The organism is Flavobacterium sp. ov086 (assembly GCF_900187965.1).
Classification (GTDB): domain Bacteria; phylum Bacteroidota; class Bacteroidia; order Flavobacteriales; family Flavobacteriaceae; genus Flavobacterium.
Genome location: NZ_FZNL01000003.1, coordinates 156,802 through 173,545 on the forward strand (window position 1 = coordinate 156,802; position 16,744 = coordinate 173,545).

General features: G+C 32.9%; 17 protein-coding genes. 3 read left to right on the forward strand and 14 right to left on the reverse strand.

What is annotated here, in order from left to right; all coding sequences use genetic code 11:
* Nucleotides 1-76 precede the first annotated feature (76 nt).
* The 3 genes from CHB81_RS04290 to CHB81_RS04300 form a co-directional block, all read right to left on the reverse strand.
* The gene (locus CHB81_RS04290) at nucleotides 77-1,159 is read right to left on the reverse strand and encodes an efflux RND transporter periplasmic adaptor subunit (RefSeq protein ID WP_089350661.1); all 1,083 of its coding nucleotides are present in this window, start codon (nucleotides 1,157-1,159) and stop codon (nucleotides 77-79) included.
* A 174-nt stretch (nucleotides 1,160-1,333) separates the two neighbouring features.
* Nucleotides 1,334-1,717: a hypothetical protein gene (locus tag CHB81_RS04295; protein WP_089350662.1), complete on the reverse strand. Its 384-nt coding sequence runs from the start codon at nucleotides 1,715-1,717 to the stop codon at nucleotides 1,334-1,336.
* A gap of 259 nt (nucleotides 1,718-1,976) precedes the next feature.
* Nucleotides 1,977-2,381: a GNAT family N-acetyltransferase gene (locus tag CHB81_RS04300; protein WP_089350663.1), complete on the reverse strand. Its 405-nt coding sequence runs from the start codon at nucleotides 2,379-2,381 to the stop codon at nucleotides 1,977-1,979.
* 186 nt (nucleotides 2,382-2,567) lie between these two features.
* On the opposite strand from CHB81_RS04300, the gene CHB81_RS04305 reads away from it, so the two are divergent.
* A complete protein-coding gene (locus CHB81_RS04305) occupies nucleotides 2,568-3,131 on the forward strand; it encodes a porin family protein (RefSeq protein WP_089350664.1) in 564 nt (187 codons plus the stop codon).
* 51 nt (nucleotides 3,132-3,182) lie between these two features.
* Here the strand turns inward: CHB81_RS04305 and CHB81_RS04310 are convergent, their stop codons facing one another.
* The 6 genes from CHB81_RS04310 to CHB81_RS04335 form a co-directional block, all read right to left on the reverse strand.
* Nucleotides 3,183-3,800 (reverse strand): tetratricopeptide repeat protein, encoded by a 618-nt coding sequence (locus tag CHB81_RS04310; RefSeq protein ID WP_089350665.1) that lies wholly within the window; start codon nucleotides 3,798-3,800, stop codon nucleotides 3,183-3,185.
* Between the two features lie 163 nt (nucleotides 3,801-3,963).
* Entirely contained in the window at nucleotides 3,964-4,356 is a 393-nt protein-coding gene (locus CHB81_RS04315) for an ACT domain-containing protein (protein ID WP_089350666.1), read from the reverse strand.
* Between the two features lie 22 nt (nucleotides 4,357-4,378).
* The gene (locus tag CHB81_RS04320; RefSeq protein WP_089350667.1) at nucleotides 4,379-5,635 is read right to left on the reverse strand and encodes an alpha/beta hydrolase-fold protein; all 1,257 of its coding nucleotides are present in this window, start codon (nucleotides 5,633-5,635) and stop codon (nucleotides 4,379-4,381) included.
* A gap of 103 nt (nucleotides 5,636-5,738) precedes the next feature.
* A complete protein-coding gene (locus CHB81_RS04325; RefSeq protein WP_089350668.1) occupies nucleotides 5,739-7,610 on the reverse strand; it encodes a M1 family metallopeptidase in 1,872 nt (623 codons plus the stop codon).
* A gap of 269 nt (nucleotides 7,611-7,879) precedes the next feature.
* The gene (locus CHB81_RS04330; RefSeq protein WP_089350669.1) at nucleotides 7,880-9,460 is read right to left on the reverse strand and encodes an NADP-dependent glyceraldehyde-3-phosphate dehydrogenase; all 1,581 of its coding nucleotides are present in this window, start codon (nucleotides 9,458-9,460) and stop codon (nucleotides 7,880-7,882) included.
* A gap of 77 nt (nucleotides 9,461-9,537) precedes the next feature.
* Nucleotides 9,538-9,849, reverse strand: a complete 312-nt coding sequence (locus CHB81_RS04335; protein WP_089350670.1) for a rhodanese-like domain-containing protein — start codon at nucleotides 9,847-9,849, stop codon at nucleotides 9,538-9,540.
* A 452-nt stretch (nucleotides 9,850-10,301) separates the two neighbouring features.
* On the opposite strand from CHB81_RS04335, the gene CHB81_RS04340 reads away from it, so the two are divergent.
* Together CHB81_RS04340 and CHB81_RS04345 are read left to right on the forward strand one after the other, a co-directional pair.
* Nucleotides 10,302-10,934, forward strand: coding sequence for a Crp/Fnr family transcriptional regulator (locus CHB81_RS04340; protein WP_089350671.1), 633 nt, complete (start codon nucleotides 10,302-10,304; stop codon nucleotides 10,932-10,934).
* Between the two features lie 219 nt (nucleotides 10,935-11,153).
* Nucleotides 11,154-11,939 carry a sulfite exporter TauE/SafE family protein gene (locus CHB81_RS04345; protein WP_089350672.1) on the forward strand — a complete coding sequence of 262 codons (786 nt, stop codon included), beginning with the start codon at nucleotides 11,154-11,156 and terminating at the stop codon, nucleotides 11,937-11,939.
* A 54-nt stretch (nucleotides 11,940-11,993) separates the two neighbouring features.
* Here the strand turns inward: CHB81_RS04345 and CHB81_RS04350 are convergent, their stop codons facing one another.
* The 5 genes from CHB81_RS04350 to CHB81_RS04370 form a co-directional block, all read right to left on the reverse strand.
* Nucleotides 11,994-12,425, reverse strand: a complete 432-nt coding sequence (locus tag CHB81_RS04350) for a hypothetical protein (RefSeq protein WP_089350673.1) — start codon at nucleotides 12,423-12,425, stop codon at nucleotides 11,994-11,996.
* Complete coding sequence (locus CHB81_RS04355) at nucleotides 12,425-12,874, reverse strand: Panacea domain-containing protein (RefSeq protein ID WP_089350674.1); 450 nt, start codon at nucleotides 12,872-12,874, stop codon at nucleotides 12,425-12,427. Before CHB81_RS04355 ends, CHB81_RS04350 begins: the two co-directional genes overlap by 1 nt.
* A 538-nt stretch (nucleotides 12,875-13,412) precedes the next feature.
* Nucleotides 13,413-14,489: a cytochrome d ubiquinol oxidase subunit II gene (gene cydB, locus CHB81_RS04360; RefSeq protein ID WP_089350675.1), complete on the reverse strand. Its 1,077-nt coding sequence runs from the start codon at nucleotides 14,487-14,489 to the stop codon at nucleotides 13,413-13,415.
* Nucleotides 14,490-14,491: 2 nt separating this feature from the next.
* Complete coding sequence (locus CHB81_RS04365) at nucleotides 14,492-15,835, reverse strand: cytochrome ubiquinol oxidase subunit I (protein ID WP_089350676.1); 1,344 nt, start codon at nucleotides 15,833-15,835, stop codon at nucleotides 14,492-14,494.
* Nucleotides 15,836-16,021: 186 nt separating this feature from the next.
* A complete protein-coding gene (locus CHB81_RS04370) occupies nucleotides 16,022-16,615 on the reverse strand; it encodes an HD family hydrolase (RefSeq protein ID WP_089350677.1) in 594 nt (197 codons plus the stop codon).
* Nucleotides 16,616-16,744: the final 129 nt, after the last annotated feature.

A 16,744-nucleotide genomic window follows, 5' to 3' on the forward strand; every position in this document is an offset into this window, starting at 1 on the left:
TACTGTAAAATGTGAAAAGCAAATCGCTGCTCAACACTATAAACCATTACTGAATACTGACACTGGATACTGCTACTTACTCTGCTTTTACGCGCAAATGATTCATTACCTCTTTTGGAGATTGGAATTCATATTTAATTTTGTCATTCTCTTTTACCTTCTGAACTCCTTCAAGTAAAATTTTATCATTTTGAGTAACTCCACTTTTAACCACATACAAATCAGGGATTTCGCCTGAAATTGTTATTTCTCTGGAATTTACTTTATTGTTTTTATCAATAACAAAAAGATATTTTTTATCCTGAATTTCATAAGTTGCTTTTTGCGGAATTATGATCGCATTTTTAAGAGGCACTAACATTTTAACTTGTCCTGTTTCTCCGTTTCTAAGCAATTTATCTGAATTAGGGAATCGTGCTCTAAAAGCAATATTTCCGGTTTCATTATTAAATTCACTTTCGATAAGTTCTACCTTTCCTTTTTCTTTGAAAGTATCACCATTGGCTAAAACCAAGCTTACTTTATTATCAGCACGATCTTTTACATCTGTTTGATATTGAATATATTCAGGCTCTGAAACATTGAAATAAGCAAACATCTGACTGTTGTCTGAAAGACTTGTCATTAATTCACCTTCGTCAATAAGACTTCCTAATTTTAATGGAATACGATCGATAGTTCCGTCAAACGGAGCTCTGATTTCTGTAAATGATAAGTGAAGTTTTGCTAATGCAACCTCAGCTTTTGCTGATTGTAGTTTTGCCTGAGCAACACTCAATTCGTTTTTAGAAACGATATTTTTATCTGCCAGTAATTTTGAATTTTGCAATTCTATTTCTACTGATCTTTGTTCAGCCTGTGCTTTAAGCAATTCAGCCTGATACATATTTGGCATAATTTTAAACAACAGTTGTCCTTTTTTTACAAACTGTCCTTCATCAACATAAATGTTTTGTAGAAACCCTTTTTCCTGAGCACGGATTTCTATGTTACGTACAGATTTAATCTGAGAAACATATTCTTTTACAAACGAAGTATCAATTAGTACCGGATTTGTTGCGGTAAATTTTTCCACTTCTTCTTTTTCTTCTTTTTTAGTTGTACAACTAGTAAGGCACACTAGGCCAATTAGGCCTGTGAACAAGATAATTCTTTTCATGATTTAGTTTGGAAATTAAGCGATTGGATGCTTGGAATACAGAGATTCCTTTGGATGAAAAAATGCATCAGCCAGCCTTAGTCAGAACTTAACTTTCATATAAGAAGAAGTAAAAAAATATACATCAACAAGATATGTAGATCACAACTTAGGTAACCGATGTATACTGTTGAATCAAATTCTTAAAACCTGTTGGGTAATGTAGATAGGATTTGAGTTGCCACAAAATGGCACAAAGAATTTAAAACGATTATAATCATTTACAATGGTTTGACTTGAAAAGGAAAGGTACCAATTGTCAAGTAAACTGTAATTTGCTGCAAAAAATTTATTCGTAAGTCCATCCTTAAGATCATCACTTCCAAGATATTCTTCCTCAAGATCTACGTCAGCGTCTTCAATTATTGAAGATCCCTGATCCTGATTTGTGAATTTTATCCTGTGCTTTTTCTCAAGAGTGTGTTGATGAAAGTTTTGAGGAGTACCAGCATTAAGATATTGCCCTCCGCCTAGCAGAAGGAAATTCATGAATACTAAAAATACTATTAACTTTCTCATTTGGGTGCGAAAGTAATAAAAGATTGGAATAAAAAAAATAAAATAAGAAAGTCTTAACATGTAGAAACAGACGAAAACGTTTTCATTTTTTAACAATCATTATTTCATAATTAAATGCAGCCTTTTATGATAAAATAGCAGAGACAAATAACTCGCAAATTAAATTAAGGCTTTTATGAAAGATACAATTAGACCAAACCATCAAATTCATAAATATCTGAGGATGTATATTTTATTCTGATAAATTTAGATTCTTTTTCTATAACAAAATTTCCATTATCGTAAATTCTTGTCCTTCTTTTACGAAAATTTCACCCGTATCTATCATTCCAAACTTCTCATAAAATGATTTTTTATTGCTTCTTGCATTGCACCAAATTTTTCTTAAATCTTGTTCTTTGGCGATTTTAAAAATATAATTTAACAATTCAGATGCAATTCCTTTACCTTGATATTCTTCTAAAGTGGCCAATTTTCTAAATTGCATTTCCTGATTAACAACAAAGCAAGAAACTATAGAAACTAGTTTTTCCTGCTCAAAAACTCCAAAATGCGACCCCAGATTATCTTCTTCCAGTTGTACAAATTCAACAGGTTTATCCGGCCACATTACTTTGTGTCTAATCTCCCAGGTTTCTGAAGGTTGAATTGTTCTAATTCTCATTGTTTTATTTTTTTTAGCATTCAAATTTAAGATTATTAGATTGTTTTCTAAAGAACAAACATATCGTATTCATTATCAAAAACATACAAAAACAAAAAACACAGATTAACTCAAAATAAATAAGATAAATCGCTCTATTTTAATTAATAATATTTATTTTTATGTCACCTAAAAACAAATCCCATTATGAAAAAATTCCTTTTAGCAGCATTTTTGTGTATTGGTGTAAACTCCTTTGCACAATTAATACAATTTGGTCCTCAGGTTTCTTATAACATTACTTCACCACTTACAGACGATTTTAGTTCTAAAAGTTCTGGAACTGCAATGGGAGTTGCCGGATTTGCAAGAGTTAATTTATTACTCTTTTATGCTCAGGGTGAACTTGGATATTCACAATCAAAATTTAGCCTTTCGCAAACCGGAGTTGGAGAAACAGATTATGAATTATCCGGAACTGATGCTACAATAATCGCCGGTTTCAAGATTGTACCTTTAGGAAAGCTTGGAAATATTCGCCTTTTTGTTGGATATAATTGGAAAAACTACTCAGATATAAAAACAAATAACAATCTTAATTTTATCGATTTCGAAAAAAACAACAGCAGTGTTCTTGGTGGTGTTGGTGTCGATTTATGGAAGCTTACATTAGATTACAGATATCTTGCAGGCTTTACAGATCTTGATCCTTCCGGTAGAAACGTAAAAACGGCAATCTCCAATTTGTCACTTGGGTTTAAATTTTTATAAAAATATCTTTTTATTATATAAAAAAGGGAATCAAATTGATTCCCTTTTGTGTTATTTTACTTTAACAAAATACCATTCTTTATTATTATCTTTTATTTGTTCGATACCTTTTTTATTTTTTTTGGCAACATTAATTACATGTAATTCTGTTGAACTATCATTTATTGAGCAATGCCAAATCGTACCATCTGATAAAATTATATTCGAAAACAAAGAATCGGATTTCGCTCCATCATAGTAAACCAGATCTTCCGTTTTAATAAGTTTCATTTCTTGTGTTTTCTTATTTTTTTCAAAAAATGAAACCTGCGTTCTGCTAACCTTGATGAACTCATCAGAAGTTTTCACAGAACTATCACTTGTTTTATTACTTGCCCAAACTGGTTTATTTCCTGTCATTTCCCAAATACCCAATGTCTGAGTCAATATGTTTTCTCTTAAAACATTTCTTAAAGTGTCTACTTTATTAAATGATTCGATACCAATTTCGTTCTCAGGTATAATCTTAGAAGCTATATAAAATAGGTCAATTGCTTTCTTAAAATCAGCTTTTTTATAATAGGATACTGCTAATTCGTATCTGTTTTTTTGAAACGAAGTCTTTGTATTATTTTGAGCAAAAGTTTTTGAAGTAAGTAATAAGGCAATAAAAAAAAGAATCTTTTTCATTAATACAGTTTTTTTTCTTACAAATTTAAGCCATTATTCTTACATACAATTATGGTTTTCCGTATTTCTTTAACTTTAACAAATTGTATCTTTAATATTAACACAAAAGGGAGTCTATAAATTTAGACTCCCTTTTGTGCATGATATATTGATTTACTTCAATTTAGCTCGAAAACCTATTTAAAATCTCCACCGCTTTTTTGGTATCTTTTGTACTTACAAAAATGTGGTCGTGATAATAAGCTGCAACAACATTACAGCTAATTCCGTTCTCTGAAAGTGCTTTAGAAAATGCTGCCGTCAAACCAATTGCTTCCAAAGAGGAATGAACTGTAAGCGTAATCCAGGACATTACAACCGAATATTCCAGGTTTAACTTTTCTGCAATTTCTTTTTTCAGAATTAAAGTAATGGCTTCTTTTTCTTTAAAGAACATCTCGATATCGTTCAAATCAAGATTTTCTAATTTCGCAACTTTACAAAAAACATAATCTCCTGAATTATGTTGAGGTTTCATGCTTTTGAGCAATTTTTCTAAATCTTTTTCTCCCGACATTTTGAGTTCTTATTAAATAAAATCATTTCAGTTTTTCTAATTTCCCTTTTGTTTCAGGAAAATTCTTATCCAAAAGTAACGCTTTTTCATAACTGGCAATCGCATTTTTCTTATCGCGATTGGCTTCATAAAAATCTCCAAGCGAATCATAAACATTTGGACTTTGAGGATAATTAGTAACATTTAATTTGAATAAATAACCTGCCAAATCCATATCTTTTTTCCCCAAAGACTCATAAGCATAAGTATTTACTATTTTTTCAGGAACATTTACTATATAGCCTAAATGTTTGGAAACATTTTCAAAATGCTTCTCAATTTTAGTAAAAACGGCTTTATTAAAATTAATTTCTTCCGATATTGAAAGCTTTAAATGATTGAATTTGAATATAAAACGAAGACCATCATATGTTGCAATCAATGGTACAGATCCATGATCATCATCATTATAGTATTTGTAATCATAATTTAGATTACTCTTTTTATTCTTGCCAAAGAAATCATTCAAATCCAGAATTGATTTGATATGTCTTGAAAAAACAGCTGTATCTTTTCTAACTTTTACAACATCCATATTGTCATCCATTGTATTTGCTGCAGCCATAAATAGCGAAACATTTACCAGATTTTTATTTGCCAGTTTTTTTTCCGTTTCTGCTAAAAATCTCTGATGATCCCACCACATACTTGGATCGATAGCTATATACGAATTGAATAAATTAGTGTGATTTGTCAAAATATTAATGGCTGTCAATCCTCCAAAAGAATGCCCGATTAAGGTTCTGTAAGGCGCTGCAGGATATTTACTGTCAATATACGGAATCAATTCTTTTTCGAGAAACTCGACAAATTTTTCTCCTCCACCAGATTGATCACTTACACTTTTTTTCACAAACGACGGATCAATATCTGAATGTGTTGGAGTCAAATCTCTATTGCGCTTTGTATTTGGAATTCCTACTACAATCATTTCCGGACAATTTGTATTTCCGTTTACTTCGCTCATTTCTTCAATAATTCCAACTACTGAACTAAAATGTCCATCTCCGTCAAGTACATAAACTACCGGATATTTTTGTTTCGCAAAACCATTGTTTTGTGCGCTTTTAGGCAAATGAACCCATATTTTTCTGTTCTCATTCAAGACTTTTGAAGAAATACTATCAATTGTTCCAATTTCAATTTTGGTTTTATTCTGAGCAAATGCAAAGCTTGTCAGCAAAAAGGAAAACCCAAAGAATATTATCTTTTTTCTAAAACTGTTTTTTAAACTATTCATTTCAATTTATTTTATTTTTTGAGGTTAATTAATAAAACTTAATCTTCAATATAATAGAAAAAAAATCGCCTTTCCCATAGAGAAAGGCGACTTGTTGTGTTTATTAATTAGCTGTCCAAGTATTGTTTCCCGGTGTGGCATCCATAAAGATACCACCATCTAAAATAACTTGTTTTATTTGCTTTTTGTTTTTCAAAATAACTTTTGCCAATTTCTGATTTGTTTCCCAAACAGCTGGTGTTTGATGCAAAGTTTCTTTCGTATTATCCTGATAAGTAATAACTATATCAAACGGAACTGCAAAGCCTCCCTCATTTGCAACGGAAACGATGTTTTTATCTACGTTTCTTACTGAAAGATCAATATAATTATTGGTAAAAAACCAGTTATTAAAGAACCAATTCAGATTTCTGCCTGAAGCTGTATTTATAGAGTTAAAATAATCCCAAGGAATAGGATGTTTACCGTTCCAGTTGTCCATATAAGCGTGTAATGATTTTTTGAACAAATCATCTCCCAACATATCTTTTAAAGCCAGATAAGAAAGAGATGCTTTTCCGTATGAATTATTTCCATATCCGGCACCGGAAACTTGTGTAGACATTGTGATTATTGGCTGATCTTCTTCTGTAGATAAATCACTTATATAATCTTTTACTCTAAAATCTTTATAGAATTTATCTGCAGCTTCTTTACCATGTTCTGCAATTCCAATTAAATATTCGAAAGTAGTTGCCCAACCTTCATCCATAAATGCATAACGTGTTTCGTTGATTCCCATATAAAAAGGAAAATATGTATGTGCTACTTCATGATCCTGAACCAATTGCGCAAAAACAGGATCTCCCATTTGTGAATCATTACACATCATTGGATATTCCATATCTGCAAAACCCTGAAATGCGGTCATTTTTGAAAACGGATACGGAACTCCCGGCCAACTGTTCGAAAAGAAATCTAAAGCATATTGATTGTTTTTTACTGAGTTCACAAAATCAGTTCCTTTTACATCATAAGCCGCCTGAACGCTTGCACGACGGTTTGTTTTTTTATCGACCAAAACACTACTCGCATCCCATAAATAATGGTCACTTAACCCAAAACATACATCAGAGATATTTTTGGCTTCAAACTTCCAAACATTCCAATCATTTTGTTTGGTAACTACGCCGCTTTTTAGTTCGGTTTCATTTGCAATATGTAAAATTTCATCTGTAACATAAGATTTTTTCAAACGTGTAGAAAATTCCGGTTGCAAAACTTCATCAGGATTTAGTAAATCACCTGTTGCATAAACCACATAATTTTTAGGCACTTTTACGGTATAGCTATAATCATTAAAATCATTGTAAAATTCCTGACGATCAGTATGTGGTAATCGGTCCCACATATTGTAATCATCAAAAACCGAAACGCGAGGATAACTATAAGCTACAAAAAAAGTAGTTTCGTCGATCTGTCCTTCTCTTCCACTCTCTTTAGACAATGGATAATTCCAATCGATATAAATAGTTGCCTTCGAATGTGGAAGAATTGGTTTGTTCATTTTTACGTTTCCAACAGTTCCCCAACCTTTTGCATCTTCTTTATAAACGTCATCTCCAATTTTAAGAGAAGTAATTGTAAGTCCATTACTTAAAAAATCATCACTTACAGTTCCGCTTCTTGGCGAAGACGGTTTATGAAGGTTATTTACAAATCGAATTGCCAGATTTCTTAAAGTATCATTACTATTATTTTCATAAACAATAGTTTCTGTTCCGCTAACTAGTTTTGTTTTTGGATCTACAGAAATATCCATCGTATATTTTCCGTGGTTTTGCCAATAATTTTTTCCAGGTTTTCCGTCCTGAGAACGAGTACCTTTTGCATAAGCTTCTTTTATATTTCTGGGCATATAAAGCTCTTGCGCAAAGCTATTTTGCGCCAAAAATAATAAGGCAATAAATACAAATTGGAATGTTTTTTTCTCCATAAGTGGTTTTATATTTTAATGATTTAATATCGAATATATAATTAGTGGCATTTTCTCATTTAAAGTTACAATTTGTTATAAAAATATTTGTTTTAAGAAATTGACGTTATAAAATTAAGAATAATTATAACTAAACATTAAATTAAAATCAAAAGATTAAAAAAATACTTAGCCACTTAGTAACTTAGATCCTTAACATCTTAAAAAATAAAAACCGCCTAATTCTAAAAGAAAAAGACGGCATCTACAATTAATATATAACCTCGGAATTACAAAATATAATCGGTATTTATAAAATTCGATTCTTTGCTATTTAATAGCTCTTGCAGAATTTCATTATTATAAGCGATATCTTTTGAAGCCACGAACGTACGAATTGAAAATGAACGCAAAGCATCTGGAATACTCAAAGTTCCTACAGCAGAATCTTTACGGCCTGTAAACGGAAATGCATCCGGACCTCTTTGACATGAACTGTTTAAATTTACTCTACAAACTAAATTTACTAAAGCATCGATAAGTGGTGCCAAAGTTTTGATGTCTTTACCAAACAAACTTACTTGTTGTCCGTAGTTAGATTCGGCCATATCTTCAAGCGGTTCATTAATATCTTTAAAAGAAATAATTGGCACTACAGGTCCAAATTGTTCTTCATGATATACACGCATATTTTTATTTACAGGATATAAAACTGCCGGAAAAATATAATTATCAGTGTGCTTTCCTCCTTTTTCATTCAATATCTTAGCACCTTTATGTGTAGCATCGTCAATTAATCCCTGAATGTAAGCCGGTTTTTCGGTTTCAGGAAGTGGTGTCAATGAAGCTCCTTTTTCCCAAGGATTTCCAAATACTAAAGCATCAACTTTTTCAGAGAAACGTTTGTTGAATTCCTCCGCAATAGATTCATGAACATATAGTACTTTTAGGGCCGTACAACGTTGTCCGTTAAACGATAAGCTTCCTGCAATACATTCCTGGATTGCCAAATCTAAATCGGCATCCGGTAAAATAATTGCCGGATTTTTAGCTTCTAAACCTAAAATCAAACGCAATCTGTTTTTATTTGGATGTTGATCCTGCAAAGCAATCGCCGATTTACTGTTTCCAATTAATGCCAAAACATCAATTTTCCCAGATTTCATGATTGGAGAAGCTACTTCACGACCTCTACCGTAAACAATATTGATAACCCCTTTAGGGAAACTGCTTCTAAAAGCCTCCAATAATGGCGAAATACATAAGACACCATGTTTTGCAGGTTTGAAGATTACCGTATTTCCCATAATCAAAGCTGGAATCAACAATGAAAAAGTTTCGTTTAATGGATAATTGTAAGGTCCAAGACACAAAACAACACCAAGAGGTCCACGGCGAATCATTGCATTTACACCTTGTACTTTTTCAAAGTGAGCACTGCGCCCGTTTAGTTCTTTATAACTGTCAATAGTATCATGAATATATTCTACTGTTCTGTCAAATTCTTTTTGCGAATCGCCAAGGTTCTTTCCAATTTCCCACATCAAAAGTTTAACCACTTCTTCGCGGGTTTCCTTCATTTGTCTTACGAAATTTTCCATGCATTTAATACGATCAACCACTTTCATAGTTGGCCATAAACCTTGTCCTTTATTATAAGCCGCATTTGCAGCTTCAACAACTTCAGCAGCTTCTTTCTCTGCCATAAACGGAATCGATCCCAGTAAAGTTGGCGTATATTTTTCTGTAGATGAAATAGTAGAAAAAACAGGTGTAGTTTGTCCTGCCCAGTGTTTTAATTCTCCGTTTACAAGATAAGCATCTTGATTTATAAGGGTTTTAATCTGAAATTCTTCGGGTATTAAATTCATAATCTGGTAATTTATGTTTGGTTATTAATAGCATTTTAAACAAAAAAAGAGGCTTTTCGCGCCTCTTCTTCTATCTTTTATGGATTCACGGTTTCCCCTTCCCAGTCCAGAATTCCACCAAGCAGATTGTAGGCATTATCTATACCTAACTCATTCATAATCTGACATGCTTTAGCGCTTCTGGCACCAGAACGACAATACACATAATAGTTTTTGTTTTTATCTAATTCTTCGATTTCATAAATAAAACCTTGTCCTTTATTAATGTCGATATTTACAGCATTTTCGATATAGCCGTCATTAAATTCGTCTTCAGTTCTTACGTCAAGTATAACTGCATTCTCATCAGCAGCTAGCTGATTAACCCAATCTTCTTGTGATAAATTCATAATAAATGTGTTTTTGTAAAATTACGACGTTTCTATTAATTAAAAACGTGCCAAATGCGATTTCGATTATTATTCTCAGAAAACGTTTTAGAGAAAGGATTATAATCAGTGAAAGGCAAATTTACTTACTATTTTTAAAAATATAGTCTATAAAATCGATCGAAAATAGGATTTTTTCATTTGACCTTTTATCTCTCAAATATAGTTTTCTCACAATTTATACCATTTCAATCTGCTATCTTTGTATAAAATTGTGTGCTTTAATCTTAATTTGATAAAAAAGTAAGCCACGAATTTCACGAATAAACACGAATTAATTACGTTGAAATTTATTTTTGCCACAGATTAAAAGATTATAATGATTTAAAAAAAACGTCAAGAATTACACAAAACAGCACAATTTAATTAGTGAAAATTAGTGCGATTCGTGGCGAAAAAACAACCTCAATCCAATGCAAAACCCATTAAAAAATATATTCCCTAATTTCTCTTCCGAACTTATTTCGACAATCGAAGAAAACGGAAGTCTGCAGCATTTTGAAGCAGGAACGATCTTAATGCGAACCGGACAATATATCAAGAATACCGTTTTGATTACCAAAGGAAAAATCAAAATCTATCGCGAAGGCGAAGATGGCGGCGAATTTTTAATGTATTATTTACAACCCGGACAAGCCTGCGCCATTTCGATGATTTGTGCAACCAAAAGTGAGAAAAGCCAAATTATGGCAAAAGTTGTCGAAGATGTTTCGGTCATGATGATTCCGTTGCAAATGATGGACAAATGGATGATGGAACACAGATCGTGGTACGAATTTGTAATCGAAACCTATAGAAATCGTTTTGAAGAAGTCCTCGAAGTTGTTGACAATATCGCTTTCCGTTCTATGGATGAGCGTTTGGAGTTTTACCTCAAAAGACATTCCGATGCTTGCGGTTGTACCGAAGTAAATTTGTCACATCAGGAAATTGCTTCCGAATTAAATACTTCAAGAGAAGTTGTTTCGCGATTACTCAAAAAAATGGAACAAAGAGGTTTGGTCAAACTAAACCGAAACCAAATCGAACTTTTAAGTAAAAAATAAAACATTTGTTTTTTTATTTGAACCATTAAGAGATTAAGAAAATTAAGTTTAGCGTCTTTATATCTTAATGATTACTAAAGAAAATTAAGCAGTTAAACTTAATTTTCTTAATCTCTTAATGGTAAAAACTTTTTTTCATTACCATTTCACATTCCTTATGTGATAAATGTTACTGTGGGATTTCTTTTTACAAACCACCTTTGCATAAAAACAAATGCAATGGAATATTTAGGTTATTTTGCTTCGATTATTATCGGGATTTCGCTGGGTTTAATTGGTGGCGGCGGATCGATATTGACCATTCCTATTTTAGTGTATTTGTTTAAAGTAAATCCGGAGCAAGCTACTTCCTATTCCTTATTTATTGTTGGATTAACTGCCATGTTTGGAAGTTACAGCCATTACAAAATGGGAAATCTAAAACTGAAATCGGCATTGTATTTTGCGATTCCTTCGGTGATTTCGATTTTGATTATTCGTGAAGTTATTTTTCCGCAAATTGCATCGACCTTATTTTCCGTTGCTTCTTATTCAGTTTCAAAAGATTTTCTGATTATGATTATCTTTTCGATATTAATGATTACGGCGGCAATTTCGATGATCCGAAAAAGCCAACCCGAAATAAAAGGCGCCGAAACAAATTACCTTCAACTAAGTTTTATAGGTTTCATTGTAGGAATCATAACAGGATTTCTGGGTGCTGGCGGAGGATTCTTAATTATTCCTGCCTTGCTCTTTTTTGCAAAATTACCTATGAAACAAGCTGTAGGAACTTCGTTATTAATTATCAGCATTAATTCTACGATAGGTTTTGGAGGCGATTTATACATTGGAACTCCTATTAATTATCCTTTTTTATTAGGTGTTTCGGCAATGGCACTTTTAGGAATGTTATTAGGAAGTCAGCTTTCTAAAAAAATCGACGGAACTAAACTAAAACCAATTTTTGGCTGGTTTGTTCTCGTAATGGGATTTTATATAATTACAAAAGAGGTTTTGTTTTAGTTTTACTTGTAAAGTAGTCTTTGTCAAAGTTTTGAGCTTTGAAAAAGACGAAAACTATTTCTTCTCAGCATTTCTAAGACTTGGTTTTCTGTAAAATAAATATCTTAAAACCAAGGTGTAAAACGCAAAAATAGAAGTCGTTAAAGTCCCTACTACAAATAGAAACTCGGTTTGCGACAAAATAAAGAATTTATACGATGCTCCTAAACCGTGCAAAAGAATTACAATAGCGATGAAAATAGCCCATCGTGACGAAAAAACAAAAGCTTTCTTAGCGTTTTCCTGTCTCAGCTTCCGTTCAGAACTTTCGTTTGCCTGTTCGATTTCAAATCTTTTTAGTTCAATATATTCCGAGTGGCTTTTTGGATCATAAGGTCTCATCAAATGATCTTCCTTTTCTGCCTCTTTCGTTACATCCTTTGGAACATTAATGATGTCGTTTCCTAAAGCACTATCCGTCAATTTTTCTGCTAGAGTTCTTTCCATTAAGTATTTAATTTTTCCTTGTAGTATTCTTTAATTAAATCATTTCCAATCACAACATCATGCGTACCGTCCCAGGTTTGCGACCATGGACTTCCCTCTTCATGCGTCAACGCCGAAAGCTGTAAACCAGATAGATTTTTATAATTGTCCCAGATTTTTTTCAAAAACTCTTTATCTTCTTCCTGCAATGGAGTTTTAGCAGAAATACTAAGCAACAACGGATCAACATTATCCTTACCAAACATTCGGATCGAATAATACAAATCAGGAATAACCGAACCGTATTTCCATGCCTGTACTTGATTTTCGAAAAGAGGATTTCCTGTAATTCCCAAATACCAGCCATGCGAAATATAAGTCAGCTTCAGCAATTTCATAGGATCAAGTCCCTGACCTTCTTCTTTAGCCAACTCCACAAAATAATTTGCTATATCAAAACAATTATACATTTTTTGTAGGTTTAGTTATTCGTTCTTCTCACAAACATACTAAAAACAAATCAATTACAAAGTTTCTAATAATTAAGTTCAAGACAACAGTAAAACAAATTAGAAAAAATAATTTATGATAAATAATTTGGGTGTTCCCTCCGGTCGGGCTATCCGCTATATCTTTTTTATGGCAGAAAAAGCCATAAAAAAGGATACCGCTCCTATCCCTAACGCAGACTTGGGTAAATAGAAATGTCCGTTATAATTAAACCAAAAGAAATACATAGTGAGATTGCTTCGTTCCTCGCAATAACGTAGCATGTGTCTTTGCGAGGAACGAAGCAACCATATTAGAAAAATTAATCATTATTGACATTTGACTAGCCGTGGGTTTCAACCCACGGAATATCGAATAAATCTATCTTGGCTTTAGCCAAATATGCTTAACAATTTGGCTAAGGCCATTATATTTTGAAATTAAAAAACCGTTGGTTAAAACCAACGGCTAGTCATATAATTAATTCGTGAAAATTTGTGAAATTCGTGGCAAAAAAACCTAGTGCTCCCCATACCCAATATCATCCATCTTCCCGCTAAAAACACGGTATTGAATAATAAAGTAAACAATCACTAAAAACAAAGCAACAAAAAACCAGCTCATTCCGGCGTTTAAACCGTATTCTCCCGCCGCTGTGTTATAAATCGTTAAAGATGGATTTACATTATTGGTCGAAGGCAAAACATTCGGAAAAATCGAAACAGCTGTTGAGGCAAATCCACCAACCAGAAACAAAGTCGAAAATATAAATCCGTGACCGTCTTTTTTATACGAACGAACTTTGAACAAACCTACAATTCCAACAAAAGTCATTAGAGGAAAAAACCAAAGAATTGGATTTTCTATAAAGTTATGAAATGGCTGAGGTTCGATAAAATGCCAAATTTGCAGTGAAATAAAAACTAATATCAAAAGAACAATATTCAGTTTAAAAACCACATTTTTAAGTTGGGTATTTAACGAAGAATTGGTTTTGAAAATAATCCAATTTGCGCCGTGAATCGTCAAAGCGACAACACTCACAACTCCCAGAAAGAGTGTAAACCAATCGATAATTCCCAATTCATTTGCCTGTGGGCTAAAAGTTGGATTCCACAAAGGCAAAAAGAAAAAGTGAGCTTCTTGTGTCGAAACGCCATTAGTCACCATTCCGAGATTTACACCGCGAACAATATTCCCCAAAGCAATCCCAAAGAATAAAGCCAAAAGTAAACTTGCGATTCCAAATGCTTTATCCCAAATCGATTCCCACATTGGATGATGAACCTGACCGCGCATTTCTAAACCAATGGCACGGAAAATTAAAAGCCATAAAATCATAATCAAAGGCAGATAAAATCCGCTGAAAGAAGATGCATATAAAGTTGGAAAAGCAAAAAATAAAACTCCTCCGGCAGCAATTATCCAAACTTCATTGGCATCCCAAAACGGACCAATGGCACTCGTAATTGCTTTTTTATCTTTTTCTGTTTTGGCAAAAAATAAATGAATAATTCCTGCCCCAAAATCATAACCGTCTAAGACAATATAAACGGCTAGAATTCCCATTAAAACTACGTACCAAAAAAATTCCATACTTATATATTTTCAGTTATGACTTCTTGATGAGGTCCTTTATTTATAATTTTTCCAATCAAAAGCAAAAACAACATTCCCAGTAAAAGATACAATCCAATAAAACCCAGCAAAGTAAACAAGGTATTTCCGGAAGAAACTGTTGGCGATGCTCCGGCGGCAGTTCGTAATAAATTATAAACCAGCCAAGGTTGTCTGCCTAATTCGGCGGTGTACCAGCCTGTCGTATTAGCAATGTACGGAAATGGCATCATAAACATAAGCGACCATAAAATCCATTTGGTTTCGAATAATTTCCCTCTAATCAATTGAAAAAGAGAAATCAGCATCAAACCGATGAATACAGTTCCGAGTCCTACCATAATATGATACGCATAATACAATCCTGAAATATTGGTTGGATGCAAATCTTCTTCGAATTGATCTAAACCTTTAATTTCCTGATTCCAATTTCCGTAAGTAAGGAAACTCAGGATATTTGGAACGGCAATTTTATTGTCCAGTTTTTTGTCTTTTACATCGGGCTGACCGATTAAAACAATTTCGGAACCTTTTTGTTCGGTATGAAAAATTCCTTCCATTCCGGCAAAAGTTACAGGTTGGTATTTTACGACGTTTTTAGCCAGTAAATCTCCCGTTGGAACTGCCACAATTATACTCGAAATCAATCCGAAGATCACGCCTGTTTTAAGAAATAATTTTCCAAAATAAACATTCTTTTTACTCAGAATATAAAAAGCTCCAATTCCCGCCACAACAAATGAACTCGTAACTAATGAAGCTGCCTGATTGTGTAAATAAGATGGCCACAACCACGGATTCAGGAATAAAGCCTGGAAATTATTCAGCACAAATTTTCCGTTTTCAAGGATTTCGTAACCTACAGGATTCTGCATCCACGAATGTGTAGCTATAATTAAAAATCCGCTTGCCCAGGAACCAATGCAAATTAGTAAGCCGGTTACAAAATGCCATTTATGTCCAAGGAGTTTTTCTCCAAATAAAAATATTCCAAGAAATGAGGATTCTAAGAAGAATGAAAACATTCCTTCCATTGCCAAAGTCTGACCGATGATTCCACCGGTTAATTCAGAGAATTTTGCCCAATTGGTTCCAAATTGAAACTCCATAGGAATTCCCGTAACAACGCCCATTGCAAAATTAAGGGCAAAAATTTTCATCCAGAAATGCGTGGCGTGATTGTATTGTTCATTTTGAGTTTTAAGATATTTCCACTTGAAGTAAACAATGATCAGCGAAAGCCCCATTGTAAGTTGCGGAAAAAGATAATGAAAAGTAATTGTGAAGGCGAATTGCATTCGGTCATAAAAAAGCATTTCTTCCATAGTGGTATTTTATTTATGAAGTCCCACAAATTTACCCATTAAAACCCGAAATTCCTGCCTTAAAAAAAAGTTTATCGCTCAACATTTGTTAAACTTTTCAACAAATTTAAAAGTGCAAATCACACTTATGTCTACCAGAACTTTGTCAAAGTTTGAAACTTTGACAAAGTTTTCGATACTTAAATTTTACTCATTCTTCAAGATGCCTTTTTCGACGCTTTCGTTTATTAAACCTTCGGCGTAGCTCCATAAAGACCGAGAACCTTCTTTTATAACGCTCTTTTTTTCGTAGACTTTATTATAACCAACGCCAAATTCTTTCCAGGTTCCACCATTGTTAGACGTATTTTGCAATAAAGGTTCTAGTCTGTCCATAGATTTTGCAAACTTAGCTTCGTTAGTTTCTCCTGCTTCAAATTCTTCCCAAATTGAAATCAATTCATCTGCTTGGTTTTTAGGCAATAATCCAAAAATACGATTTGCTGCTAATCGTTCTTGTTCCGTATTATCATGGTTTATTTGCGAATCATATAAAAAAATATCTCCGGCGTCGATTTCGACTATATCATGTATCAAAACCATTTTTACCACTTTCAAAACATCAACCGGTTCATTTGAATGTTCTGCCAAAACAATCGCCATCAAAGCCAAATGCCAACTGTGTTCAGCATCATTTTCATGTCGGTCGCTATTAAAAAGCTTTGTTTTACGCTGAATGTATTTTACTTTATCAATCTCTTTTATAAAAGCAATTTGATTCAATAAATCTTCTGTGTTCATATCAATGATTTTTGTAGAGTTGTAAAATTACGCAGATTATTCTTTTTACCATATAAGTTATATAAGTTCATTTTAGCTTTGCGCATAATTAAAGTCTACCTTAAATTCACTTATATCACTTATATGGTG